Raw genomic sequence first — 26,068 nt, forward strand, 5'->3', positions numbered from 1 at the left:
TTAAATTATAACATCTAAATGTTTCTGCTTTTTAAATATACTGATAAAGAGACTTCAGAATCTACTCTAAATCCATCTTAAAATACTTATCGCGCAACCAAAATGAAACACGAACTAATAATATTAAAACAGGAACTTCCACTAAGGGGCCTATAACTCCAGCAAAGGCTTGTCCTGAATTCAAACCGAAAACCGCTATAGCAACTGCAATAGCCAATTCAAAATTATTTCCAGCTGCAGTAAAAGCTACTGAAGCAGTCTTGTCATAACTCGCTCCAAATGCTCGAGTAAAGAAGAATGAAATAATAAACATCAAGGAAAAATACAATAATAAGGGAACAGCTATTATAAGTACATCCATCGGTATTTCTACAATTAATTCACCTTTCAATGAGAACATAATTACAATTGTAAATAATAAAGCAATTAGTGTGATTGGTGAAATTGCGGGTATAAATTTCTTGGAATACCATTCTTCACCTTTTGCTTTTACTAAAATAAAACGGCTTAAAATCCCTAAAACAAATGGAATCCCCAGATAAATTGCTACACTTTCGGCTATTGTCGCAATTGATATATCTACGATTGCGCCTTCAAATCCAAAATAAGGAGGTAGAATGGTTATAAATATCCAAGCGTAAAAACTATAGGCAAACACTTGGAAAATACTGTTTAAAGCGACTAATCCTGCTCCATATTCACTACTACCTTCTGCAAGATCATTCCAAACTAAAACCATTGCTATACAACGAGCCAAACCAATCAAAATAACTCCTACCATATATTCAGGATAATCTTTTAAAAAAGTAATGGCAAGAAAGAACATCAGTACGGGGGCGATAATCCAATTCAGAAATAAAGATATAGACAGAATTTTAGTATTCTTAAATACCTTCGGGAGTAATGCATAGTTCACCTTTGCTAAAGGTGGATACATCATTAGAATTAAACCTATAGCAATAGGAATATTAGTGGTTCCGCTACTAAATGAATTAATAATATCTGGAAATGATGGAAAAAAATATCCCAAACCGACACCAAAAGCCATAGCTGCGAATATCCACAATGTTAGGTTTCGGTCTAAAAAACTCATTTTTTTTGATGCCATTCCTTTATAATTTTATTTGAGTAAAAATGTAAAATAATTCAGTCGCAATTTGCAAACTCCTTTCTCTGTATTTTTCAGATGCTAATGGAGTATTATCATAGGCTTTAGGATCCTCAAAAGTAATTGGAATTCGAATTTCAGCACCTGACACAAACGGACAAGCTTCGTTAGCTGAGTCGCAAGTCATAATTGCTGCAAATTTAGATTTTGGATTGAAATTATCTTCTAATGTTTTCGAAAAACCAATAACTGGATGATGATTCACCCCGTACTTAATGCTATAAATAGGATTCTCTCCTTCTGATATTACATGAATTTGAAAACCTGAAGTTTTTAATGTTTCTACTACCTTAGGGAAAAGTGCTGTGGCCTCAGTTCCCGCTGAATAACTGATAAATTTATTTACGTTAAAATAACAGGCAATTGCTTGTGCCCAAATTTGAGCAAAATGGCTTCTGCGTGAGTTATGGGTGCAGATAAAATTAAAACGAATTATTTCGTTATTTAAAACTTTTAATTGAATATAGTCAACTAAAGGTTGTAACCTTGATTTTTGCTCTTTACTAATACTATTTGTATCTAAAGAGCTAATTGTTTTATCAATTTCTGAAAACAACATTACATTATTGTTCATTTTTTAAGGTAAGTTTATAGGTAGAAAAACTCGAAATAAGACACTTAACAAATATTTCATTTTCCTATTTATTAATACATCGCAATATTACGATTAATAAATAAGTGAAAAAAGAAATTTTTAAAGTTAAGTAAATTTTATTTGAATGTAATTTAGCCTAAATGAGTTCGAAAAGAGATTTTTTTCTAAGTTTTAGGGCTATATATTCTTGACTTTGAGATTTCGTATCCCCTCATAAACGACTATTCCTACTGCATTAGCAAGATTTAAACTTCGAATATGCGGGCTGTAAATTGGTATATTATAGAGTAAATCCTGATTTTCTGAAATAACTTTTTCAGGTAAACCTGTTGATTCCCTTCCGAAAATCAAGAACATATTGTCTATAAAATCTATATCGCAGTAGTCTTTGGTTCCGTGACTAGAAAAATAAACAAAGTTCTCACCCATATTTTTTGAATAAAAGTCATCGATACTTTCATAAATATGAACGGTGATATGCTTCCAATAATCAAGTCCAGCTCTTTTTAAACGCTTATCGTCTATTTCAAATCCAAATGGTTTTACTAAATGTAAATTTGATCCAGAACCCAAGCTTAAGCGTCCAATATTACCAGTATTTGTAGGTATTTCAGGTTCAAATAAAACAATGTTAAATCCCATTCTTAAAGTTACTTTAGATAATAAAAGGGTAAAAATAGGTTTACTAGACGATTTATAATTATTTGAAGAAACTATTTTTATCTACCTACCCAAAATTCCATTGTCTGAGGTTTATTTTGTGAATTCGAATTGAATATTTTTAGGCATAATATGAAGTGCTTGAAAGTCTTGAATAACTATAATTTGATGCCAAATGTTTTGCGGTATGATTAAACTATCCCCCTGTTTTAAATAATATTCCTTTTCTGAAAAAACAATATTGCACTCTCCTTTTCTTACTACCACAATTGATTCGTCTGTAGCTTGATGTTTTGGTAATAATTGCCCATCATTTGCAGACATCTGCTTTATTATAAATTTTTCACCTTCTTCAACAACTTTTACTAAAGGATTACTTACATTAGACATAATCTATTGGTTTTTGTATAAATTACATATCTTAAAGATAGTTAATTTAAACTGCTTCAACTAAAATCTATTATACCTATAAAGAATTTTGTAACAATTAAATAGAATTGTAAATGCAAGTATTTATTGTTACAATCTAAAATAATTTATAAAGTGTTGTAACTATAACTCCTGAACTGCCTTTTAATGGAATAGCTAATAATTGCTTTTCATCATTTACTTTCATGTTAAATGGCGGCAGCAGTAAATTAATTCCACTCTGTTTTTTTAACCTAATTCCCTGGCCTGATATTATATCTTTATTAGGTTTAAATTTTCTTTGTGGTAGATGTTCTGTTAAAACAACATATTTATAAGTGCCTAGCTTATTTACAATTTGTTGTACTTCCGAATTCGATAAATGCTGTAGTACTTGCCTAAGTAACACACAATCACCAAAAGGTAAATTATCAACGGCAGCGTCTAAGCAATAAAATTCTAAGTTTTCTGCTTTAAAAAGTGATTTGTTACGTGCTATTAAAGCATCAACTATATCTACTCCAATATATTTTTCAGTGTGTTTAAATAGTTCTTTCCCTATATTAAAATCACCGCAACCTAAATCACAAACGGTTATAGGTTTTTCAAATGAATTTAGAAATGAAGTTACCACATCAATATACGGATTTACTAAATCAAGGTGATGCGAACCTTCTCCTGAATAAAAATCTGTATTATTATCTCCCCAAAGCTTCTTTTCATATACCTGTGCCATGGCTGCTTTGGTGGGCCATGGTTTTTTTATTTTATTATTTTCCTTCTTCAAAATAGAGAGATTAATTCCGCATATTACTTTTTAAAACTCCAATTTAATCTATAAAATTTGATTTGTAAGCAGTTCAAAGTTTCTATATTAAGGTTTAAAAGAATTTGGCCTACACAATAAAAAAAAGCGCCATCAACAAAATTACAATGGTATTTAACAGTGCAATTCATTTTATTGATGGCGCTAATAGCTATCTTACTTCGGGTTTCTATATATCTAGAAGGATTAAGTCCCGCTATTCAAAATTTAATCGGCGTGGTTATTTTTTGATAAACTTTTTTGTAACAGGTCCATTTTGAGTATCCAACTGCAACAAATAAATTCCATTTTTCAAATGACTTACATCAATTTGGTTTGTGAATTCATTGTATTGCTCCAACTTCTTACCTGAAATATCAAAAATTGTTAAGCTATTTGTTTCTTCCAATCCTTTCAAGTTTAATATATTTTGCACTGGATTAGGATAAATACTCCATGAAGTAGTACTCACATCTTGAACTCCTAGAGGAGCATAGTTTATTGAAATATCGTCGAAAAATGCACTTCCGGAAAAATTGTCGTGTGCAAATCTTAAATCGTCAATATTATACAATAATGCACCTTGGTATTTTAGCTCTCCATTCAAGTAGTAAGATACCACTTCTCCCTCTCCAGAAATTGCAACATCATACCAAGTATCTTCTTGCCAATTCCCAATTTCTGTAACAATAAATTCATTTCCTGCATTCTCTAACACTAAAATTCTTCCGTCATAAGAAAAATATATTTCTAGTACTAATTTTTCGTCCACAATACTTCCACATTCTAATGCAAAAACAGATGAGTTAGCTCCTGGTGGATTCGCAACATTTATACTATAACTCATAGAAAAATTTGTTTTATCCATGGGTGTGTCTAAAGCGTAGAATGCTCCCATATTAGGTAGAGGTTGCGATGAAGCTTGTGGATCGTAATTAATCTTTAAAGATCTTTCTCCAACTTTGGCCAATTCATCTGTAATTACCTGTAGTTCTGTTCTTTCACCATTCCCTAGACCTGTAGTTATCCATTCTTGCTGTCCATCAATATTACCTAAAGTATACCCCTCTTCAGCCTCGAAGGAAAAGTATTCTTGAGCGTTAATTAGAGAGACGTTGAGTAATGATATTAATGCTAATAATGTGTAAATTTTTGCCATAATATTTTTTTTGATTTAGGTGCCAAACTTAATATTTTTTAATTTGCTCTTAAAATTGTTAGAAGGGATATTTCACCTTTTAACAGTATTCAAATAAGTTTGTTTAATTAAAGTTTTAGATTTCTAGATTAAGAATTTGATTTAAATAATAAGGTGTGTAAATAAGTCTTTATTTCCATTTAGATATTGATAGGTATATTTTTTGGAATTTAGTTTTTCTTCAATGCGTAATAAGTCTTTCTTATTTTGCAATTCAATTCCTACTACCACCGGTCCAGTTTCTTTGTTGTTTTTTTTCGAATATTGAAAATAGGCTATATCATCATTAGGGCCTAAAATATGATTCATAAATTCTCTTAAAGCTCCTGGACGTTGTGGAAATTGTAATAGGAAATAATGCTTCAAGCCTTCGTGTAATAGTGAACGCTCCTTTATCTCCTCGGTTCTTGTAATATCGTTATTGCTACCGCTTATCACACAAACCACATTTTTCCCTTTAATTTTATCTTTATAAAAATCAAGAGCAGAAATAGTTAATGCCCCAGCAGGTTCTACAATTATAGCCTCCTCATTATACAGTCGCAGTATAGTTGTGCAAATTTTCCCTTCAGGAACAAGGATAATATCGTCTAAAGTGTCTTTACAAATTCTAAAAGTTTTATCGCCTACACGTTTAACCGAAGCCCCATCAACAAATTTATCTATCTCTTCTAGGGTTGTATTCGTGTTATTTTCAATGGAATTTTTCATAGAAGGAGCTCCAGCAGGTTCTACTCCTATAATTTTTGTTTGCGGACTCAATTTTTTAAAAACTGTGCTAACACCAGCAGCGAGTCCTCCACCTCCAATAGGTAGAAATAAATAATCTATATCGCTTTTTGAGTCATCCAATAATTCTAAACCGATTGTGCCCTGCCCTGCCATTACTTTTTTATCATCAAACGGATGAATAAAAATGGCATTGTTCATTGTACAATAACGACTTGCTTCCTCAAAAGATTCATCAAAAGTATCGCCTTTTAATACTATTGTAACTTTATCTTTTCCAAATAGTTTTACTTGTTTAGTTTTTTGAAGAGGCGTTGTAACAGGCATAAAAATCGTTGCTCCTATATTTAGCTTATCACAAGCATAAGCCACTCCCTGTGCATGATTTCCGGCACTTGCACAAACTACTCCTTTTAATTTTTCCTTTTCTGCTAACGAAACTATTTTGTTGTATGCTCCTCTCAATTTGTACGAACGCACAGCTTGCAAATCTTCTCGTTTTAAGAAAACCTGAGCAAAAAATTCATCGCTCAAGTTTTCATTTTTCATTAATGGGGTGTGAACCGCAATGTTTTTTATACGCTCTCTGGCTTCGTATATTTTTTCTAATAGCTCCATTATTGTTTTGGTCTTAATTTTCTTACTTCTAATCCGGTTTGCCACAACTCGCTGTTTTTTATCACGTTTAATTCTTCTTCCAATTTTTTGCGATAATCAGGTTTGCTATTGGCTTCAATAACTATCTCAGCTTCTTTTCCTGAAACAACACTGTCATACAATTCATTTAAAACTGGTTCAGTGGCTTCGCGAAACTTTCCTTTCCAATCCAACGCACCACGTTGGGCAGTAGTGGAGCAATTTGCAAACATCCAATCCATGCCGTTATCAGCGATTAGAGGCATTAAACTTTGAGTGAATTCTTCTACCGTTTCATTAAAAGCTTCACTTGGGGAATGTCCGCGCTGACGAAGAACATTATACTGTGCTTCAAAAATTCCAGCCACAGCTCCCATAAGTACTCCACGCTCTCCAGTTAAGTCACTATAAACTTCTTTCTGAAAAGTAGTTTCAAATAAATACCCAGAACCAATTGCAATTCCTAAAGCTAAAGCTCTCTCTTTCGCCCTTCCTGTTGCATCTTGAAATATTGCAAAGCTTGAGTTTAAGCCCTGCCCGTTTAAAAACAAACTTCTAAGTGAAGTTCCTGAGCCTTTTGGTGCGACTAAAACCACATCCACATCTTTGGGTGGTACTATGCCAGTTTTCTCGTGAAATGTTACACCAAATCCATGAGAAAAATATAACGCTTTACCTTTAGTTAAATGTTTTTTTATCCCTTCCCAAGCCTGGATTTGTCCAGCATCAGAAAGTAAATTCATTACAACAGTTGCCCTTTCACAAGCTTCTTCAACTTCAAATAATGTTTTGCCTTCTTCCCAGCCATCTACTAAGGCTTTTTTCCAACTCCCAGTACCTCTACGTTGTCCTACAATTACGTTTACTCCATTATCTTTTAAATTTAGTGCTTGTCCTGGACCTTGTACCCCATACCCAATTACCGCTACCCTTTCATTTTTTAATACTTCTCTTGCCTTATCAAGTGGAAATTCATCTCTTTTTACTACGTTTTCTTGTACTCCTCCAAAATTTATTTTTGCCATTTTTTCTGTATTTGTTATTTGTTAATTGTTATTTATATCTCCTCGAGCGGAGTCGAGAGGTCATTTGGGGCTCAACTTTAGTTTATCTTGAGCGAAGTCGAAAAGCTCGACCTGACAATTTTATTTTTGCTACTACTATTATTTATTTTTATTAAACATTCTTTCTAGCTATTCGATTCCTCCAATTCTTTTAGATATGTACTAAACTCTTTCATCGGTTTAGTAACTGCCACTCTTCCAGAACGAGCAAACTCAAGTACTCCATAAGGTTTCAAATTTTCAAATAGCAGTTGTGTTTCTGTTACGTGCCCAGTTTTTTCAATAACCATAAAGTGTGGATCAACAGTTAGTATTCTAGCATGATGTTCGCGAATTACCTTTTCAACATCACCATTGGTTAAGCTTGCTGTTTTAATTTTGTACAAGGCAATTTCTTGATGTACTACTTCCGAATCTTCGTGTACAAAGGCTTTAAACACATCGATTAATTTTTCCAACTGCCCAATAACTTTATCTATTTGCTCTCTAGTTGTTCTTAAAACTATGGTATATCGAAAAACTCCTTTTACCTCCGATTCTGAAGCTGTAATACTATCGATGTTTAAATGTCTACGCGTAAAAATTATCGTGACACGATTCATCATCCCGATACTATTCTCTGTAAATACTGATACTGTATAAGTTTTTTCCATTTCTTTTTAGTTTAATCGCACTTCTGAAACTGAGGCACCAGTGGTCATCATTGGAAAGACATTTTCTTCTTTTGCGACAATTACTTCCAATAAGTAAGATCCGTTGTGATTTAGCATTTTTAATAATTCTGTTTTTAAACTTTCTCTAGCTTCAACTTTACTCGCTTTAATACTATAAGCCTGAGAAAGTGCTACAAAGTCTGGACTTATCATATTTGTGAAGGAATAGCGTTTTTCAAAAAACATTTGTTGCCATTGCCGCACCATTCCTAAAAAACGATTGTTTAAAATGATTACTTTTAGATTGACATCACTTTGCATAATGGTACCTAATTCTTGTAACGTCATTTGAAAACCACCATCCCCGATTATCGCTACCACGTGTTTAGCCGGTGCGCCAAATTTTGCTCCTATAGCCGCAGGAAGGGCAAAGCCCATAGTTCCTAATCCACCAGAGGTTACGTTGCTTTTAGTTTTATTGTATTGATAATACCTAGCCGTCATCATTTGATGTTGCCCGACATCGGTAACTATAACTGCTTCTCCATTGGTTAATTCTGATAGCATTTTAACCACTTCATCCATTTTTAATTCTTCTGAGTGAAGTTCTTTAGCACTTTCCTTAAGCGTTTCCACTTCTACTTTTTTGGCATCTTTAAACTCTTGTAACCAAGATGTATGTTGTTTTGCGACAACCAAATCGGTTAATATACTTAAGGCTTCTTTAGCATCGGAATGTACAGCTACATCTGCTTTTATGATTTTATTCAACTCGGCGGCATCGATATCTACATGAACAACTTTGGCTTGCTTAGCATACCTTGACACATCGCCAGTAACTCTATCGTCGAAGCGCATTCCGATAGCAATTAACACATCGCATTCATTTGTTTTAATATTAGGAGCATAATCACCGTGCATCCCTAAAAATCCGACGTATTGTGGATGATTGTTAGGAAATGCTCCTAACCCCAAAAGAGTGGACGCCACTGGAATTCCAGACTTTTCAGCAAATTCCAGCAATTCTTCTTCTGCATTAGACAACATAATTCCTTGACCGACAAGTAAATAAGGTTTTTTGGCTTCATTTATTAGTTTTGCGGCTTTTATAGCAATTGATTTATTTAACTTGGGCCTAGGATAATAGCTACGAATATTTGTACATTTTTTATAGTTAAAGTCTGTTTCGCTAAACTGCGCATCCTTGGTTATATCTATTAATACAGGACCATGACGGCCAGATTGGGCGATATAAAATGCTTTGGCAATTGCCGCAGGAATGTCTTCGGCTTTAGTTACTTGGCAATTCCATTTGGTTATTGGCATTGAGATACCCACTACATCAGTTTCTTGAAACGCATCCGTTCCCAAAAGATGTGAAGCCACTTGTCCTGTAATACAAACCAAAGGAGTTGAGTCTATCATTGCATCGGCTAATCCTGTTATTAAATTGGTAGCTCCAGGTCCAGATGTTGCGAAAACAACACCTGTTTTTCCTGAGGTTCGTGCGTATCCTTGTGCTGCGTGAATTGCGCCTTGTTCGTGACGCACTAAAATATGATTCACCGTACCTTCATAATCATACAAAGCATCATATATCGGCATAATAGCTCCTCCTGGATAACCGAAAATCGTATCAACTTGCTCGGCTAGTAACGATTTTATTACAGCCTGCGCCCCTGTTAATTTTGTTAAATTCATTTTTCTTAATTTATTAATTAGAAATCCGTTACACATCCTGTTGAAGCACATGAAACACATTTGGCATATTTGTATAAAACTCCTTTAGTTGCTTTTAGGTTTGGACGTTTCCATTCTGCCATTCGTTTAGATAACTCCTCTTCACTTACTTTTAAAAAAAGTGTATTATTTTTTGTATCAATAGTAATAGTGTCTCCATCCATTATTAAAGCAATAGTTCCTCCATCATAGGCTTCAGGGGTTATATGGCCAACTACAAATCCATGTGTGCCTCCTGAAAATCTTCCGTCGGTAATTAATGCCACATCTTTTCCTAATCCTGCACCCATAATAGCAGAAGTTGGTTTTAACATCTCAGGCATACCAGGACCACCCTTTGGACCGCAAAAACGGATTACTACTACATTACCACTTTCTACTTCTCCCATTTTTATACCTGTAATAGCTGCATATTCATCGTCATAAACTTTGGCTGTTCCTTCAAAATAATCCCCTTCATTCCCGCTGATTTTTGCTACAGATCCTTGCGATGCGAGATTTCCGAAAAGAATTTGTAAGTGTCCCGTAGGCTTTAAGGGATTAGTTAAGGAATGAAAAACATCCTGACCCGAAGTTAAATCTGAAACATCCGCTAGATTTTCAGCGACTGTTTTTCCTGTAACAGTCAAGCAATCGCCGTGCAATAAATTATTTGCCAATAAATATTTCATCACTGCTGGTACCCCTCCCACAGCATGTAAATCCTCCATTAAATATTTCCCACTTGGTTTTAAATCAGCCAAAACTGGAATTTTATCACTTATTCTCTGAAAATCATTTAAGGTTAGTTCGATATCTACTGAATGTGCCATAGCTATCAAATGAAGAACGGCATTGGTAGAGCCACCGAGCACAGTTACCATTGTTATTGCATTTTCGAATGCTTTTTTGGTCATTATATCTCTTGGTTTGATATCTTTTTCTAGTAAAATTCTAATCGCTTTTCCCGCATCTAAGCACTCTTGGTTTTTTTCTTCACTTAAAGCAGGGTTTGATGAACTATAGGGCAAACTCATTCCCAAAGCCTCTATAGCCGAAGCCATAGTGTTGGCAGTGTACATCCCACCACAGGCTCCAGCTCCCGGACAAGCATTTTGTATTACACCTTTAAAGTCTTCTGGAGTTATGGTGTTATTAAATTTCTTTCCTAATGCTTCAAATGCTGAAACTATATTTAAAGATTCGCCCTTCCATTTCCCTGAATGAATACTTCCACCGTAAATCATTATAGATGGACGATTCAATCTTCCCATTGCCATAACAGAACCTGGCATATTTTTATCACATCCTACAACAGCTAAGACTGCGTCGTACCATTGTGCACTCACCACCGTTTCTATTGAATCTGCTATAACGTCTCGTGAAACCAAAGAGAATCGCATCCCGTCTGTTCCATTTGAAATCCCATCACTTACGCCAATAGTATTGAAAATTAATCCGACTAAATTCTCTGCTTTAACTCCAAATTTCACGGCTTTTGCAAGATCGTTTAGATGCATATTGCAAGTATTACCCTCATACCCGGTACTTACAATCCCTACTTGAGCTTTTTGCATATCTTCCTCTGTAAGTCCGATACCGTAGAGCATTGCTTGTGCAGCAGGTTGCGACTCGTCTTGCGTTATGGTTTTGCTGTATTTGTTAAGTGTATTCATTAGTAAACTGAACTTAAAGTTTTATGAGATGTCCTTACCAATTTTGAATAGGCTTCTTGTAATTTTTTACCAAGTGAATCATTCCAATTCAGTGGAAACTCTCTCTCATCAACCGAAGCAATCCCTATTACTTCAGCTGCAGTTCCACAATAAAAAGCACTATCTGCTTCAGCCAATACTTCAGGAGTAAAGAGTCCTAGTTTCACTTCAATTCCTAAATCTTCTGCTAATTCCAATACGGTTGCACGTGTAATTCCCGGAAGAATATTTCCTAATTGAGGGGTGTATAAAACACCATCTTTTTCGAAGAATAAATTAGCTCCAGGTCCTTCAGCTAAATAACCATCGCTATCTAATAATAATGCTTCATCGAATCCCTTGTCTTTTGCTTCGTTGGTTGCAAGAATTGAGTTTACGTAATGTCCGCAAACTTTAGCATCAATTTTTATAGATCGTGGATGCGGACGACAATAAGAGGATACTGTTAAACGCAATTGTTTATCTCCTAAATAAGCTCCCCACTCCCAAGCGCAAATCATAACTGAAACTTTATTAGGTCTAGCGAGTGACATATTCGGATCACAAAAAACTAATGGTCGAACATAAGCATCGGTTAAATTATTTTTTTCTAATAAATCATAAGTGGCATCTATTAAATCTTGAACTTCATGATTAAAAGGAATATTAATTAATTCTGCTGAATTTTTTAATCGGTCATAATGCTCTTTTGCCTTGAAAATACTTGTGCCATCTGCTGTGGCATATGCGCGAATACCTTCAAAAACACCATAACCATAGTGCATTGTTTGACTGTATAAGTCGGTTGAAGCTTCATTGACCTTTACGAATTGTTCATCTAGATAAATAACTGTGTTTTCGTTGTAATACATTTTATGTGATTTTTAATTTTAATTTTTGGTAAAAAAAAAAGCCTTTCTCAAAGTGAATGAGAAAGGCTTAGAAATAGGTAAAGCAGCATTTCTCACTCCGTGGAGCAAATAATAATAATGCTGATAATAATATTAGTTAAGGTTGTCATGCTGTGTGTTGAAATTTGGTTCTGTGTATTTTTAAATTTTAGTTTTCTTATATATTGTTATGCGTTAAAACAAAAAAAGCCTTTCTCAAATGAATGAGAAAGGCTTAGTATTTTAGATACCAGCAATTCTCACTCTCGAGAGCGAATAATAATGCTGAAAATAATAATGTTTGTATGTGTTGTCATTTCGTTTTAAGTAATAAAAAAAGCCTCCTGATTTCTCGAGAGGCTTTTTAAATATAATGAATGTATATTATAACCTTCCCGTTGCAGATGTGATATTCACATTTCCAATAATAATAGAAGAAATAATATTTAGATTGTTCATAGTTGCTTTTTAATTGCGTGACAAATGTAGATAAATATTTCAGTTTTCAAAATTTATATTTGTAAAAATGTTTCAAACAAAAAAAAAGGAGACCATATAAATGATCTCCCTTTGTACTTAATTATTCTATCGTTAAGATAGTATATAAATTTTAGTCTAAAACTTCTACGTTAATGGCGTTTAAACCTTTTCTTCCTTCTTGTGTATCAAAAGAAACTTTATCGTTTTCTCTAATTTCGTGAGTTAAACCTGAATTGTGAACAAAAATTTCTTCACCTGATTCTAATGTAATAAATCCGAATCCTTTAATCTCGTCGAAAAATTTTACTGTACCTTCTTGCATTTTAATTTAATTTTAAATTGTTATTAATTTTTACAATAAACATCCTGATAAAACTTGTGTTAACTAAAATGCACTCTGCATTTTGGATAAGTAAACACTATTAAAAAGTAATTGTAAAAATTTAATTGGAAAGAAGAGTAAAAACTCGAAATATACTAATTGCTCTAAATACTAAAACTATGTAGGTGTTTTATTGAGCTGCAAAAATACCCCCCTTTTCCACACCCACCTAATTATTTATCAATTATATATATTTATTTTGATTTAGTTAAATTATATTTCTCTTTATAATATGCTATAATTGGAGGAAAGGCTCCAAATTTATGTTGCTCTGGTGAAAAATCATTGGCTCACGGTCCATAAGGTGTAGATACTGGTTTTAATTTTACATCAGGGAAATCATTTTCTTTATTACTCTTAGCTGGTCGGGGCTTACTATTTATGTACCAAGCAACATGATATGCTTCTTTATCACTTAGTTTTGGATTATCTCTTGAAGCTTCTTCAAAAGGCATATTTGCCTTTATAAAACCTGCCGCGGTTAATACACGATGCATTCCTGCTACATCGTTATAACTATCATCACCCCACAATGGAGGGAATTCATAACCCAAACTAAAATCAGCTTTTTTCACTTCTTAACCATTCCCTTGAAGACAAACCATGCATTGCTTATTATAAATTTCCTTTCCGTATTCTAAGTCAACGGCTTCATTTGGAATTTCAATTGTAGTATAACCTTTGTAATCATCCATTATATTCTTAGGCATCCCCTCTCCGAGCCAATCCACGTAGGCAACCATTGCTTTCATTTCTCGTGTTTCTTTATCTAACTTTTTACCATTCATACTACGCTCGAAGCATCCGTTAATTCTATCTTCAATAGTTCCAACCGCGTTTGACCGACCACGAAAAGTGGGGTAACGACTAGTAACTCCAGCCCATGATGCAGATCTAGCTTGATTTCCAGACTGTAGGTGACAACTTGTACAGGAAAGATTGTTACTTGAAATTCTCATAGTTGAATCTTCAGCCTGAGGTCCTAAATGCTTTTGAGTTTCTGATAAAAGTTGATATCCATATTGTATTTCCTTAGAAATAAACCCAAGGTCCATTTCTTTATCTACATCTTTAGGTTGCCATTTTAATTCTTCGTTATTTAAAAATGAAAAGACCTCTGGTTTATTAACGTAAACTAAAACACCTGTAAATACCAATAAAATAGCTACAATAAAGAATAAAAGAGATTTAGAGAGCGTGCCTAACTGTCGTTTTATTTCTTTTCTTTTTAATTATTGTTTATTGTAATTAGTCGTTTTTCTCAAAAGGTTAAGGATTTAAAGTTTGGTTATATTTTGATAAGGTAACGTTCTACTAAATTTTTAAATCAAATAAGTTTAATTCTCGCTTAGTGCTATTATCTTAAAGGATAATTTATCATCTTCTAACAAGGAGTATTCTAAAATAGCCTTCCCGTACACGTGTCCATCTTCAAAATCTGCAATTATCCATTTGTCTCCTAAGAGTTGAATATTATTATAATGCATAGTCCCTCCTAATACTGCATCCATTGGAATTAGATCTTTATTTTCTCTAAGCGCATTTTTAATGTAATTTCTGGGATCCTCTACCCCTTGCTCTAAAAGTTTTCTCGAATCTGTTTCTGGATAATACCATTGTGGCGAATCAGTGCTATCTGTATCATCTTTGCGCGCTGTTAGTACCTCCATTAATGAGTCATTTTGAAACTGTAAACTGTCAATTCGATTTTGTGAAATTGTATCAGAACTTCTATTATTATTACATGCCATTAAAGTTAATAGCAGAAATGGTAATACTATTATTTTCGCCTTCATTACTTTATTTTATGTTTGATTTGTTTAAAAAAGGTTAAATCTTATATCAAAAGAAACCTTTATTGATTTCGAACTAATTTACAAGGAATTAAACTATCAAAGTGATTCATTTAAAAAGTATTAACAAAAGAATTAAATAACTCACTATATCAGAAAATATGCAATCTTTCTGACAGTGTCTACAAGGAAGTTGAATATTACTTTTAATTGAATTGTGAATTAGTTATAAGATAAATATTTAAGAATTGGCATTATACTTCTAATGAAAAATTAGATAGCTTGAACGAGGGTCATATTAAGACATCGATTCATTTAAATTTTTATCCGCCTGAAGAAGGGTGTAAAAATTTAAAATTCTAAAAGCTATTATTTAATATCAAAATAGTTATAACTACATAAAAATTAAAAGGGTAATTCCTACAACTAAAATAATATTTGTTATCAAAAATGAAATCAAATAGAGTTCTAATTTATCATCTTTAATCCATTTTAAAACGAGTAAAATCACACTTGTAATTCCCGTCATAAATGAGAGAGTTATAAATGTTGTTAGTAAGTTGATCTCTCTATAGGTATCAGTTAAGAAATGATTACCACGAAGTCTAAAATCTAAAAGTAAGTTCAATGTGATTATTAAAACAAATAATGTAAATAGGTAAAAGAGGATTTTAAGGATTTTTACTGGCAATATGTGTGAATTTATTTAATTAAATTTTAAAAAAATTTGGTATTACTTTCTAAATATAGCATTTAATTTTTTGAGAGAATCCTGAGGTTTTCCTAATTGTAGAAAGAATTCAAAAAACACTTAATTTACCTTTCTTTTGGATTAATAGATTAAGAAACACCCCCACTTCGCACTCATTATCAACAAGTAGAAATTATAATGAATAATGATGCAGTATGTTCTATTTATATCGGTTCTAAATTATTATATTTGCACTTCGAAAAAAAAACCTATGAAAAAAATACTTTTAGCAGTAGCAACTATTTCCTTGCTAGTTGCCTGTGGAAACGACAACAAAAAGAATGAAAATTCTGCAACAAAAGAATCTTTAAAAGATCAAGTTGTAAATGTTTACACCCATCGTCATTATGAGCCGGACCAAGATATCTTCAAAATGTTCGAAGAAAAAACGGGCATTAAGGTAAAGGTGATTAATGCAAGTGCAGATGAGCTAATTCAGAAAATGAAGATGGAAGGAAAGCAATCTCCTGCCGATGTATTAATAACTGTGGATGCCGGGAGATTAAGTCGTGCTAAAGGGGAAGGTTTGCTTCAGAGTATTGATTCTGAAATTCTAGAAAATACAATTCCGGCGCATTTACAAGATGTCGATAATCAGTGGTTCGGACTAACCAAGAGAGCGAGAATTATTGCGTATGCCAAAGATAGAGTGAAACCTGAAGATCTTTCTACTTACGAGGATTTAGTAAATAAAAAATGGAAAGGAAAAATATTGGTTAGATCTTCATCAAACATTTACAACCAGTCTTTATTAGCATCTCTAATAGCTAATAACGGTGAAGAAGCTGCACAAACTTGGGCCGAAGGAATTGTTGCAAATATGGCACGTTCTCCAAAAGGATCAGATAGAGATCAAGTGAAAGCTGTAGTGGCTGGGGAAGGCGATTTAGCTATAGTAAACTCATATTATATTGGTAAAATGCTAAACTCTCCTGATGCAGAAGAAGTTAAAACAGCGCAGCAAATTGGTTTATTTTTTCCAAATCAAAGCGATAGAGGAACACATATAAACGTAAGCGGTGCTGGAGTTGCTAAATATGCCCCAAATAAAGAAAATGCAGTTAAGTTTATCGAGTTTCTAATTAGCCAGGATGCGCAACAAGTGTTTACTGAGGCCAATTATGAATATCCAGTATTAGAAAGCGTAGAGCCTGTTAATGATATTAAAGCTTGGGGAGATTTTAAAGAAGATAATTTAAGCTTAAATAAACTAGGTGAAAACAACAAAAAAGCGGTATTGATCTTTGATGCAGCAGGGTGGAAATAATAACGAAGCTTTCTCTTTAAGAACGAGAATTAAAAGGCTAAAAAGAGATGTAAACAAATGGTCAGTATTTACACTGGCCATTGTTTTTTTCTTGGCCTTACCCATTATATTCATTGGTGTAGAGCTATTTTCTGGTCCTGGGGAAACTTGGGGACATATAGTAGAATACCTTTTACCCGACTATATATGGAACTCTTTGTATCTCGTAGTTATATGTAGCATTCTAGTTTTGACTTTTGGAGTTTCGTCAGCGTGGTTTGTTTCGCGTTACGATTTTTTTTTCCGAAAGCAAATGGAATGGTTGCTTATATTACCGTTGGCGATTCCTTCTTATATTGTGGGTTATGCTTACGCTGGCATTTTCGACTATGGTGGAAGTTTGGATTTGTTATTCCGCCAACTTGGTTTGGAGTTTATCCGTATCGATATTATGAACAGAGCTGGGCTTGCTTTTGTATTGAGTATTTCCTTATTTCCGTACGTTTACGTAAGCGCACGGGCTTTTTTCTTAAACCAAGCTAACAACCTATTAGAAGCCTCTAAAATGCTAGGGGTTGGAGAGCGTAAAACATTTTTCAAATTGATGCTACCCCTCGCCCGCCCTGCTATAGTTGCTGGTTTAGTTTTAGTATTAATGGAGGTGCTCAATGATTATGGGGCAGCCAAATACTATGGTGTAAATACCTTTACCACTGGTATATTTAGATCTTGGTTTTCGTTGGAAGAACCCCAGACAGCAGTCTACTTATCGGCTTTATTAATATGTTTTATTTTCGCATTAATTCTTTTTGAAAAATGGCAGGTAAGAAAGATAAAATTTACATCTTCAAAAACTAATAGCACTCAAATTCAGCGAAACAAGGCCAAAGGAGCAGTACAGTGGTTGATATTTTTTGTTGTGTTTCTCCCTATTCTTTTAGGTTTTATCTTACCAGTAGCCCAATTGATATATTGGGCGATTATTACAGCTTCTACAGTATTTAACATGGAATTCGTTATGATTTCGCTTCAAAGCTTTGCTATTGCTTTTACCTCGGCTATAATTACTGTTTTATTTGCTTTAATTCTTATTTATTTTTCAAAATGGAGTACGCTTAGTACAATTAAAAATGTTTCTAGAATTGGAGTTTTAGGCTATGCTATTCCAGGTGCGGTAATTGCTATAGGAATAATGATTCCAACTTTAGCTTTAGACAAATGGTTAGTTAATATATTGGGTAAATTTGGAATAGATACTGGACTAATCATCAACGGTACATTGCTTGCGTTACTATACGCTTATGCAGTTCGTTTCTTAGCCGTTGCCTATAATCCGATAGATTCAACAGCGTTAAAGGTTGATAATTCCATTCCAGATTCATCAAAAGTTTTAGGCGTTGGAAACATAAGAACCTTTTTTAAAATTGATTTTCCTTTGATAAAGACGGGAGTCTTTAGCGCTATAATATTGGTTTTTATAGATGTAATGAAAGAGTTACCTTTAACATTAATACTAAAACCCTATCATATAGACACTTTAGCGGTAAAAGCTTTTGAATACGCTAGTGATGAGATGGTGATGGAGGCCTCTATCCCTTCTCTTTTCATTATCTTTACAGCTATGATTCCTGTGATTTTTTTAAATAAATTACTGATTAAAAAATAAACATGCTAACAATAAACTCTCTTTCTAAAAGCTTTGACAAAGGTAAATCTTATGCCCTTGAGAATGTTTCTTTCAATTTGAAAGCTGGACAGGTATGCGCCATAGTTGGAGAGAGCGGAAGTGGTAAAACTACCTTAGTGCGGTTAATTGCAGGTCTTGAAAGACCAGACCACGGGAGTATAGCAATGAATGATAAAATCATTGCTTCTCTAAATAAGTTTGTACAACCCGAGAAAAGAAAAATTGGATTGGTATTCCAAGAATATGCACTGTTTCCACACTTAACAATATTGGAAAATGTTTTATACGGCATTTCCAAAGTAAGAAACAAAAAGAAGAAAGCACAAGAGATGCTCGATTTGGTCGGTTTAAGTGATATGGGGAAACGTTACCCGCATCAATTATCTGGAGGACAACAGCAGCGTGTAGCTTTAGCAAGAGCACTAGCGCCAGAACCTTCGTTGTTAATATTAGACGAGCCTTTTAGTAATCTCGATACCATGTTGCGTACTCAATTGAGAAACGAGGTATTTGAAATTATTAAAAAAACAGAAGTGACAGTGTTATTTGTTACCCACGATACCCAAGATGCCCTTTCGGTTGCTGATGAGATTTTAATTCTTCAGAAGGGAAAAGTAATTCAAAAAGATGTAGCGTCAAATTTATATGTTAAACCTAGTACGCTATACGTAGCATCTTTGTTTGGAAGTACTGTACATATCAATAAGAATTTACAGAATGCTTTCCGGTGTCCTTTAAAACAAGATTGCTGTCACGCTATTCGCAACGAGAAAATTATAGTAAGCCCCTCCTCTGCCGAAGCCGATTGTGAATACATTACAGCTGCCCAAGTAATCAAAAAAATTCAATTAGGTGATTCCACACAATTGGTTTTAAAACTTGATTCGGGGGAGCAACTAACTGTAATGACTCAAGATAAAAATGTTGCAGATACTATTTATGTAGGATTTAATTCTAAAGATATTTTAGAATTTGAACAGGAGTAATTATAATGTTCTTCGAGTTTAAATCAATTATTTTTAAATTCCTATTTTGGGGTTTCTCATAGAGTGTCTTAATAGTATTTGTTAAACACAAAAACGGTCTGAGTTAAACTCAAACCGTTTTTTAGTTATACTCTAGAAGAGAATTTAATTTAATTCTTAAAAACAGTTTCACCGTTTTTAGTTAATTCCAATTTTTCACCTTTCCCTCTCAATTCATAAGTGTCGTTTTTATACCAAATTCCAGATGCTGCTTTCTCGGCAACTAGGTCGATTTGTTCTCCACCATTAAGGTAAGCTTTAGCCGTTCCTTCGGTATTGTTGAAAGTTAAATCTAATGTCTGGCCTTTATCATCCTTTAAAGAAGAATGTACGATATCATCTTGGTGTTCGAAAACAACTTCATCCCCTTTTTTTAATTGGATATCATTACCTTTTCCTCTTAACTCATAGTTTTCATTTTTGTACCAAAATCCAGATGCCGATTTTTCTTGTTGAAATTCAATCGTTTCTCCATCAAAAACAAGAGTTGCCGTTCCTTTTGTATTATTAAATACAATTTCTAATTCCTCACCATCTTTGTTTACAGTCGTTGTAGTAACAAAATCATCCGAAACTTGCTCAACGGTGTCATTTACTTCAACATTATCCTGTTGACGCGTGTCTTTACAAGAGCTTAAAACCAATGCTGAAAGCATGGTGATTGTTAAAATATTCTTAGTCATTTTATATTTAATTTTTAGAATTAAGTTTTATTTCTGCTAATATAGGTTGCAAATACTCTGCAAAAACAACGCAATTCTATAATGTATTTTTGATAAAATAAAAAACGGTCAGAGTTTGATACCTGACCGTTTAGGTTAACTTAATTAATATTTAATCTATTTATAATTTAAGATTGTTTTGTAAATTGTACATCTACAACCATCTTTACTTTGTCAGAAACAACAATACTTCCCGCTTCAGTAACAGCGCTCCAAGTTAAATTGAAATCTTTTCTGTTAATAGTACCAGTCATTTCAAATCCAGCTTTTGTTTGTCCGTAAGGATCTACAGCGACACCATTTAAATCTGCATCCAGAACAACTTCTTTTGTAACGTCTCTTATAGTTAAATCACCTACTAATTTATCACCATCAAATGATTTTGAAACGAATTTCAACTCTGGAAATTCCTCAGAATTGAAGAAATCGTCCGATCTTAAATGTGTATCTCTATCTTTATTTTTTGTGTTGATAGATGCTGTTTTTGCTGTAAATGTAAATTCTGCATTTTTAAAGTCGTCACCATCCGTTTTAGCAGTTGCTTCAAAATCTTCGAAGTGTCCTGTCACGGTTGAAATCATCATATGCTTAACTTTAAAAGCTATTTCTGAATGTGCGTTGTCTAAAGACCAATTTGTGTTCTTACTCATATTATTATATTTTAAAATTATTAATTCATTTTGGTTAATCTGTTCACTTTTTCGATATCCAGTGATCTAACGAATACTTCCCTGCGCCGATTAATGCTATGGATATATATATTGCAGCATAAAGAAGAGGCAACTCTTGTCTACCGAAGCCATCATTAGCATGTACTATAAATGCTGCAACGAACATGGTAATAGCTAATGGGATTGCTGCAAGTCTAGTACCTAATCCAATCATTAATGGAATAGCACATAATACCTCTGCAAAAACGGCTAGTGCTAGGGATGCCGATGCTCCTATACCTATAGGATCTCTGAATTGAATTGGTTCTCCACTAAAAAAAGCTTCAAACTTTCCTAAACCATGTGTTAACATAAAAGCACCTCCTACTACTCTTAGTACTAATAATGCTATACTGATATTTGTATTAGTAAATCCTGAATTTAATGATTTTTTAAAAATTGCCTGCATCTTTTATAATTATCTTAATACGTCCTGAATATCTTCTATCTTCTTAAACATTGCTGCAGCAAATGGACACAAAGGCGTAATTTTTATGTTTTTCTCCCTAGCCATTTTTACAATATTATGGAGCAACTGCTTACCTATGTTTTTTCCTTTAAACTTTGGATCCACTTCGGTATGGTCGATGATAATGTGATTTTCTCCTGCTACAGAATACGTCATCAATCCAGCTCTTTCATCACCTTCTCGAGCCATAGCATAACCCTTATTTTCTAATTCTTTAATTGTAATTTCCATGCTTTTAAAATCTAGACAGTTAGTTATTACATTGTCATTGGTACGTCCATAAGCAATACACGGGTATCCTCTGTTGCTTTTACATTAATGCCGTCTGTATCCCAAACTCCCATTCCATCTCTTTTAGAAAGTTTTTCACCATTAATTTCTACTTCACCTTCTAAAATGAAGGCATAAACACCATTTCCTTCTCTTTTAATCTTGTACTCTTTAGATTTTCCTTTTTCAAATTTTCCAATGTGGAACCAAGCATCTTGATTGATCCAAACTCCTTGGTCGTCTTTATTAGGTGAAAGTACTTGGTAAAATTCATTCTCCTTTGCAATATCTCTAGTTGAAATTTGATCATATCTAGGTTTTACTTCCCTTTCTTTTGGGAAAACCCAAATCTGAAGAAACTTTACCTCCTTATCTTTATTCTTATTGTTTTCAGAGTGGGTGATTCCAGTTCCAGCACTTAATACTTGAACATCTCCTTCTTTAATTACCGCCACGTTCCCCATACTGTCTTTATGCTCTAAATCACCTTCTAATGGTATAGATATAATTTCCATATTGTCATGCGGGTGAGTTCCAAATCCCATTCCAGCTGCTACGGTATCATCGTTTAAAACGCGTAAGACACCAAAGTGCATTCTTTCTGGATTGTGATAGTTTGCGAAGCTAAAGGTATGGTGTGAGTTCAACCAACCGTGATTAGCGTGTCCTCTTGTTTCTGCTTTGTGAATTACTGTATTCATAGTATATATATTTTTATTTGGTAAATGATTAAATCCTACTTGTTGCATCAATTTATCGTAAGTCGATTTTATATTATTGTTTTCATCTGCTTTAAGTGCTTGAGGAGCAATCGCACCAAGGACACTTGTTAACAGAACATTTTTTATAAACTTTTTACGATTCATAGTATTTGCTTTAAGTATGGTACAAAGATATAACCCTTTATAAGTGTGGGGAATATGAAAAAAAGGGATAGACTTATGAAAATCCGATATTTACCTTAAAAAGACAAAAACAAAATTGTAATGGCACTATTTGACAAATACTATGGTCTATTTACTACAAATTACAACTTTCAGATAGGATAGGAAAGTGCTATAAGAATCTCTTAACAAACTAATATTTAATTTTGATTAAGCTTAAAGTCTGAAGGAGATACTTTGGTGTTCTTTTTAAAGAATGCACTGAAATTTGCAGGAGCATTAAACCCTAACTCGTATGCAATTTCTTTAGTTGTTAAATCGGTAAAACAAAGTAATCTTTTTGCCTCTGTAATTATTCTAGCTTGAATATACTCTTTAGCTGTTTTACCAATTCTAGATTTAATGGTACGATTTAAATGATCTGGAGTTATATGTAGTTCATTAGCATAAAATGTAGTTGAGTGCTCTTTTTTATAACTTTTCTCCACTCCTTTTTTAAATGCTCTTATCAAATTATCTCCTGTGCTATCAACATCAGATTCTATTGGATTAATAGAACAGATATTGTTACACTCTATAAGTAACAGTTTCACAAAAGCTCCAATAGACAACAGTTTCATGTTTTTCTCACTGTTAAATAACTTAAAAATTTGATTGGTATAGTTCGTTATTGTTTCAAATTGTTCTTCAGTTGGAATTAGTGGTGGACTTTGACCGTAATTATTAAAGAGGTTTAAGCTATCTATAAAAGATAGTTGAATTAAGTTTTCAACTAAAAATTGATTTGAAAACGTCATCGCATAACCATACGATTTTTCAGTTTCTACAACTTGATGTACTTGACCTGGAGCAACAAAGAATAATTGCTTATCGCCTAAGTCGTAAGTATTAAAATCGATTATATGGCTTCCCTTAGCTTTCTTTACAATTAATACAGTATAGTAATTATGTCTATGCGGCGCGTCCACTTCTCCATTTCTTTTTGTGTAAATATCTTCCATTTTTGATATCCCAAAACTCACGCTATGCTGATTGATATTTACGTTCTGATATGTTTTTACGCTATCCATTATAATTATTTCTACACAAATTTAATTTTAGGAGCTTTATTCAAAAGTACAACTTTGTATCAAGTCTATACTATGGAATTATTTTTTTAGAGGTTTTTTATATTTCTTTTTACTAGCAAGATTCCCCAAGTGGTTAAAACAAATGGTGCGGTAAGCGTTATTATTCCTGTTGCACCTAACCCAATATTTATTAATGTAGAGAAAATAATAGCTATTGAAATCCAAATAAAATCACACCATTTTATGCCAAATAGCGCAATTGCACAAAGTATGGCGTTATACCCCATAAGTCCGGCGTTAATGCTAATTGCTGATTCTAAAAATATCAATGCTGTTAAGGAACTTAAAATAGCGGCGTACAGTGCATAGGCTGCCATCCATTTATTGTTTACCAAAATTGCTAATAGAAAAAACAGTCCTGTTATTGTGTTTTCTTGAAACATTACTTGCCCAAAACTATTGCTTACGGCTGTAACAAGGTTAAATGTGGTTTCGCTTATTGCAGAATTTGAAATCAACGGAAATTGAAAAACTAATATCAGTAAATAAATAAGAATCCAAGTTATAATTACAAATGGTGATGTAAATGGAGGAATGCGTTTTTTTAAGAAATACATTAATAAAGTCGATAAAACCGAACCCAACAGAAGAGCAATAGTAGTAATTAAATTGAACTCAAATAGGCATAGTACTGCAATTCCTGTAAGCGTTCCATTAAATCCGTAAAGTCCATTTTTAATATCATCTTCGGAGTATTTTAAAGATTGCGCTGTGATAGTGCTCATAATTGTCCCCATAAGGGCTGCTAACCCCAATACCCAGGAATTGTAAAAGATTCCAATTATGAATAAGATTCCAGAGTAAATATTATTTTGAAATATTACCTGACCTATACCCCGTAGAATTGAATCTATAAACCTCATTTATAATTGCCGTATTTACTTTTATAGACGAATATAGCTTTATAACTAAAATTTTGATTGTTTTTTTAAGAATACTAATGTGAGTTTAATAAACTCAATTTTTAAAAAATTGAAAAGTAATAGACTATATACAAAAAAACTCTTAAGATAATTTTGCTAAATTTTGCTAGCATAAATTTTCTTTGAATGTATTATTACACTCTAACGCAATGGATGTTAATCAAAAGATATTAACTCTCTTTGTATTATAAAAAGTAATACTATAATAATAATAGAGGTAAATAGTATTCTAGTTTTCAAAAGTCGTGGAACAAAGTACGAGTAATGGAGAAGAAGAATATAATAAAGATAAATTTCTTTAAAATAATTTTTACAATTATATCTTTAGACCTTTATAAAATCGATTTATATCATCAAAAAAACCCTATGAATAAAGCTGAACGAATTAAAAATTCAACAACTACAATCTTTAAAGCTGTTTTTCCTAATACAACAAATCACTACGATACACTTTTTGGTGGAACCGCGATGCAAATGATGGATGAAACCGCATTTATAGCCGCTACCCGTTTTAGCAGACAACAGATGGTAACAGTAAGCAGTGATAAAATAGATTTTAAAAAGGCAATTCCAGCAGGAACTATAGTGGAATTAGTTGGATATATTACCCATGTGGGAAACACTAGCCTAAAGGTAAGAGTAGATATTTATGTTGAAGAAATGTATTCAGATTATAGAGAAAAAGCGGTCTCTGGAGAATTTACCTTTGTGGCAATAGATGAAAATAAAAAACCTGTGAAAGTAATTTAGACTTCAGAATACTATCTGGCACTATAACCATTTTTGTTCGTTTGATTAGAATGGAATACTAAAGGATTGAAGTGAATTGCTCCAAAGAGCGTACATGTCAAAAAATCCTTTTTATGCTTATACAATCTTCATTTCGTTGTTGATTGGTTGAGCGACTGCTTGTATGTATTTTACAGGGATTAAAGCTTTCAATTCAGCCTTATAAATTATAGAATGAACTACCATTGTTATTGCTCACCGTTTGAGTACGATAAAAAAAGCAGATCAAATTTTAGGAAATGAAGTTGTACATATTGTTGAGCGTGGTACTTACGAACAACTAATTGCCAAAGAAGGTCGATATTATGAATTGTTTACCTACCAAGCAAAGATTAAAGAGTTTTAAATTAAGAGTTTAGGTAAGAAGGTAATTGCATAATCTATAGCGATATACTAGGAAATATAATCTAATTAAACCCCAAAAAGTCAAATTGCTAATGGGGTTTAATTAATTGAGGAGATAAAAGCCTAAGCTTAATGTCAAATATAATAATTAATTTCAATTATCCTAAAAAAAAATCTCTCCTTCCTATATATCAACTTATTTTTACAACATTTTAATCTCTTCTTGACCTAAAAAACCCCTAT

General features: G+C 33.1%; 28 protein-coding genes. 5 read left to right on the forward strand and 23 right to left on the reverse strand.

The window, feature by feature from the left end; genetic code table 11:
• Positions 1-61: 61 nt before the first annotated feature.
• The 16 genes from arsB to RT250_RS07525 all read right to left on the reverse strand — a co-directional run bounded on the left by arsB (position 62) and on the right by RT250_RS07525 (position 14,877).
• The gene (gene arsB, locus RT250_RS07450; RefSeq protein ID WP_313113560.1) at positions 62-1,108 is read right to left on the reverse strand and encodes an ACR3 family arsenite efflux transporter; all 1,047 of its coding nucleotides are present in this window, start codon (positions 1,106-1,108) and stop codon (positions 62-64) included.
• 4 nt (positions 1,109-1,112) lie between these two features.
• Entirely contained in the window at positions 1,113-1,742 is a 630-nt protein-coding gene (locus tag RT250_RS07455) for a low molecular weight phosphatase family protein (RefSeq protein WP_313113562.1), read from the reverse strand.
• 198 nt (positions 1,743-1,940) lie between these two features.
• The gene (locus RT250_RS07460) at positions 1,941-2,405 is read right to left on the reverse strand and encodes a tRNA (cytidine(34)-2'-O)-methyltransferase (protein WP_313113563.1); all 465 of its coding nucleotides are present in this window, start codon (positions 2,403-2,405) and stop codon (positions 1,941-1,943) included.
• Between the two features lie 111 nt (positions 2,406-2,516).
• A complete protein-coding gene (locus RT250_RS07465; protein WP_313113565.1) occupies positions 2,517-2,813 on the reverse strand; it encodes a cupin domain-containing protein in 297 nt (98 codons plus the stop codon).
• A gap of 136 nt (positions 2,814-2,949) precedes the next feature.
• Positions 2,950-3,618: a class I SAM-dependent methyltransferase gene (locus tag RT250_RS07470; protein WP_313113568.1), complete on the reverse strand. Its 669-nt coding sequence runs from the start codon at positions 3,616-3,618 to the stop codon at positions 2,950-2,952.
• Positions 3,619-3,877: 259 nt separating this feature from the next.
• Positions 3,878-4,795, reverse strand: a complete 918-nt coding sequence (locus RT250_RS07475; RefSeq protein WP_313113569.1) for a T9SS type A sorting domain-containing protein — start codon at positions 4,793-4,795, stop codon at positions 3,878-3,880.
• Between the two features lie 141 nt (positions 4,796-4,936).
• Positions 4,937-6,181 carry a threonine ammonia-lyase IlvA gene (ilvA, locus tag RT250_RS07480; RefSeq protein WP_313113571.1) on the reverse strand — a complete coding sequence of 415 codons (1,245 nt, stop codon included), beginning with the start codon at positions 6,179-6,181 and terminating at the stop codon, positions 4,937-4,939.
• Positions 6,181-7,224, reverse strand: a complete 1,044-nt coding sequence (gene ilvC / locus RT250_RS07485) for a ketol-acid reductoisomerase (protein ID WP_313113572.1) — start codon at positions 7,222-7,224, stop codon at positions 6,181-6,183. The genes ilvA and ilvC overlap by 1 nt, the downstream gene beginning before the upstream one ends.
• A 164-nt stretch (positions 7,225-7,388) precedes the next feature.
• Positions 7,389-7,916, reverse strand: a complete 528-nt coding sequence (gene ilvN, locus RT250_RS07490; protein WP_313113575.1) for an acetolactate synthase small subunit — start codon at positions 7,914-7,916, stop codon at positions 7,389-7,391.
• 6 nt (positions 7,917-7,922) lie between these two features.
• Complete coding sequence (gene ilvB, locus RT250_RS07495; RefSeq protein WP_313113577.1) at positions 7,923-9,617, reverse strand: biosynthetic-type acetolactate synthase large subunit; 1,695 nt, start codon at positions 9,615-9,617, stop codon at positions 7,923-7,925.
• A gap of 17 nt (positions 9,618-9,634) precedes the next feature.
• Positions 9,635-11,311 carry a dihydroxy-acid dehydratase gene (gene ilvD, locus RT250_RS07500; protein ID WP_313113579.1) on the reverse strand — a complete coding sequence of 559 codons (1,677 nt, stop codon included), beginning with the start codon at positions 11,309-11,311 and terminating at the stop codon, positions 9,635-9,637.
• A complete protein-coding gene (locus RT250_RS07505; RefSeq protein ID WP_313113582.1) occupies positions 11,311-12,201 on the reverse strand; it encodes a branched-chain amino acid transaminase in 891 nt (296 codons plus the stop codon). The genes ilvD and RT250_RS07505 overlap by 1 nt, the downstream gene beginning before the upstream one ends.
• Positions 12,202-12,829: 628 nt before the next feature.
• The gene (locus RT250_RS07510; RefSeq protein WP_139854717.1) at positions 12,830-13,021 is read right to left on the reverse strand and encodes a cold-shock protein; all 192 of its coding nucleotides are present in this window, start codon (positions 13,019-13,021) and stop codon (positions 12,830-12,832) included.
• A gap of 350 nt (positions 13,022-13,371) precedes the next feature.
• Positions 13,372-13,656 carry a c-type cytochrome gene (locus tag RT250_RS07515; RefSeq protein WP_313113586.1) on the reverse strand — a complete coding sequence of 95 codons (285 nt, stop codon included), beginning with the start codon at positions 13,654-13,656 and terminating at the stop codon, positions 13,372-13,374.
• A 3-nt stretch (positions 13,657-13,659) separates the two neighbouring features.
• Entirely contained in the window at positions 13,660-14,238 is a 579-nt protein-coding gene (locus RT250_RS07520) for a c-type cytochrome (RefSeq protein WP_313113589.1), read from the reverse strand.
• Between the two features lie 180 nt (positions 14,239-14,418).
• On the reverse strand, positions 14,419-14,877 hold the full coding sequence (locus tag RT250_RS07525; RefSeq protein ID WP_313113592.1) for a hypothetical protein: 459 nt from the start codon (positions 14,875-14,877) through the stop codon (positions 14,419-14,421).
• Positions 14,878-15,836: 959 nt separating this feature from the next.
• On the opposite strand from RT250_RS07525, the gene RT250_RS07530 reads away from it, so the two are divergent.
• The 3 genes from RT250_RS07530 to RT250_RS07540 are packed head-to-tail and all read left to right on the forward strand — an operon-like array spanning position 15,837 to position 19,544.
• Complete coding sequence (locus RT250_RS07530) at positions 15,837-16,892, forward strand: Fe(3+) ABC transporter substrate-binding protein (RefSeq protein WP_313113593.1); 1,056 nt, start codon at positions 15,837-15,839, stop codon at positions 16,890-16,892.
• Positions 16,873-18,537 (forward strand): ABC transporter permease, encoded by a 1,665-nt coding sequence (locus RT250_RS07535; RefSeq protein ID WP_313113913.1) that lies wholly within the window; start codon positions 16,873-16,875, stop codon positions 18,535-18,537. Before RT250_RS07530 ends, RT250_RS07535 begins: the two co-directional genes overlap by 20 nt.
• Before the next feature lie 2 nt (positions 18,538-18,539).
• On the forward strand, positions 18,540-19,544 hold the full coding sequence (locus RT250_RS07540) for an ABC transporter ATP-binding protein (RefSeq protein ID WP_313113595.1): 1,005 nt from the start codon (positions 18,540-18,542) through the stop codon (positions 19,542-19,544).
• Positions 19,545-19,693: 149 nt separating this feature from the next.
• Here the strand turns inward: RT250_RS07540 and RT250_RS07545 are convergent, their stop codons facing one another.
• The 7 genes from RT250_RS07545 to RT250_RS07575 all read right to left on the reverse strand — a co-directional run bounded on the left by RT250_RS07545 (position 19,694) and on the right by RT250_RS07575 (position 24,631).
• Positions 19,694-20,266 (reverse strand): MliC family protein, encoded by a 573-nt coding sequence (locus tag RT250_RS07545; protein ID WP_313113597.1) that lies wholly within the window; start codon positions 20,264-20,266, stop codon positions 19,694-19,696.
• 167 nt (positions 20,267-20,433) lie between these two features.
• Positions 20,434-20,955 carry a YceI family protein gene (locus RT250_RS07550; RefSeq protein ID WP_313113599.1) on the reverse strand — a complete coding sequence of 174 codons (522 nt, stop codon included), beginning with the start codon at positions 20,953-20,955 and terminating at the stop codon, positions 20,434-20,436.
• Between the two features lie 43 nt (positions 20,956-20,998).
• On the reverse strand, positions 20,999-21,424 hold the full coding sequence (locus RT250_RS07555) for a DoxX family protein (RefSeq protein WP_313113601.1): 426 nt from the start codon (positions 21,422-21,424) through the stop codon (positions 20,999-21,001).
• A gap of 9 nt (positions 21,425-21,433) precedes the next feature.
• On the reverse strand, positions 21,434-21,715 hold the full coding sequence (locus RT250_RS07560; protein WP_313113603.1) for a GNAT family N-acetyltransferase: 282 nt from the start codon (positions 21,713-21,715) through the stop codon (positions 21,434-21,436).
• Between the two features lie 26 nt (positions 21,716-21,741).
• Positions 21,742-22,455, reverse strand: coding sequence for a pirin family protein (locus RT250_RS07565; RefSeq protein WP_313113916.1), 714 nt, complete (start codon positions 22,453-22,455; stop codon positions 21,742-21,744).
• Between the two features lie 383 nt (positions 22,456-22,838).
• Positions 22,839-23,708 carry an AraC family transcriptional regulator gene (locus RT250_RS07570; RefSeq protein ID WP_313113605.1) on the reverse strand — a complete coding sequence of 290 codons (870 nt, stop codon included), beginning with the start codon at positions 23,706-23,708 and terminating at the stop codon, positions 22,839-22,841.
• 86 nt (positions 23,709-23,794) lie between these two features.
• On the reverse strand, positions 23,795-24,631 hold the full coding sequence (locus RT250_RS07575) for an urea transporter (protein ID WP_313113606.1): 837 nt from the start codon (positions 24,629-24,631) through the stop codon (positions 23,795-23,797).
• Between the two features lie 426 nt (positions 24,632-25,057).
• Here RT250_RS07575 and RT250_RS07580 point away from each other — a divergent pair, with 426 nt between their 5' ends.
• Together RT250_RS07580 and RT250_RS07585 are read left to right on the forward strand one after the other, a co-directional pair.
• Positions 25,058-25,441, forward strand: coding sequence for an acyl-CoA thioesterase (locus tag RT250_RS07580; protein ID WP_139854731.1), 384 nt, complete (start codon positions 25,058-25,060; stop codon positions 25,439-25,441).
• 241 nt (positions 25,442-25,682) lie between these two features.
• Positions 25,683-25,826: a hypothetical protein gene (locus RT250_RS07585; RefSeq protein ID WP_313113609.1), complete on the forward strand. Its 144-nt coding sequence runs from the start codon at positions 25,683-25,685 to the stop codon at positions 25,824-25,826.
• The last annotated feature ends 242 nt before the right edge of the window (positions 25,827-26,068 follow it).

Origin of the sequence: Aequorivita sediminis (genome assembly GCF_032080575.2) — a bacterium.
Taxonomy (GTDB): Bacteria; Bacteroidota; Bacteroidia; order Flavobacteriales; family Flavobacteriaceae; genus Aequorivita; species Aequorivita sediminis.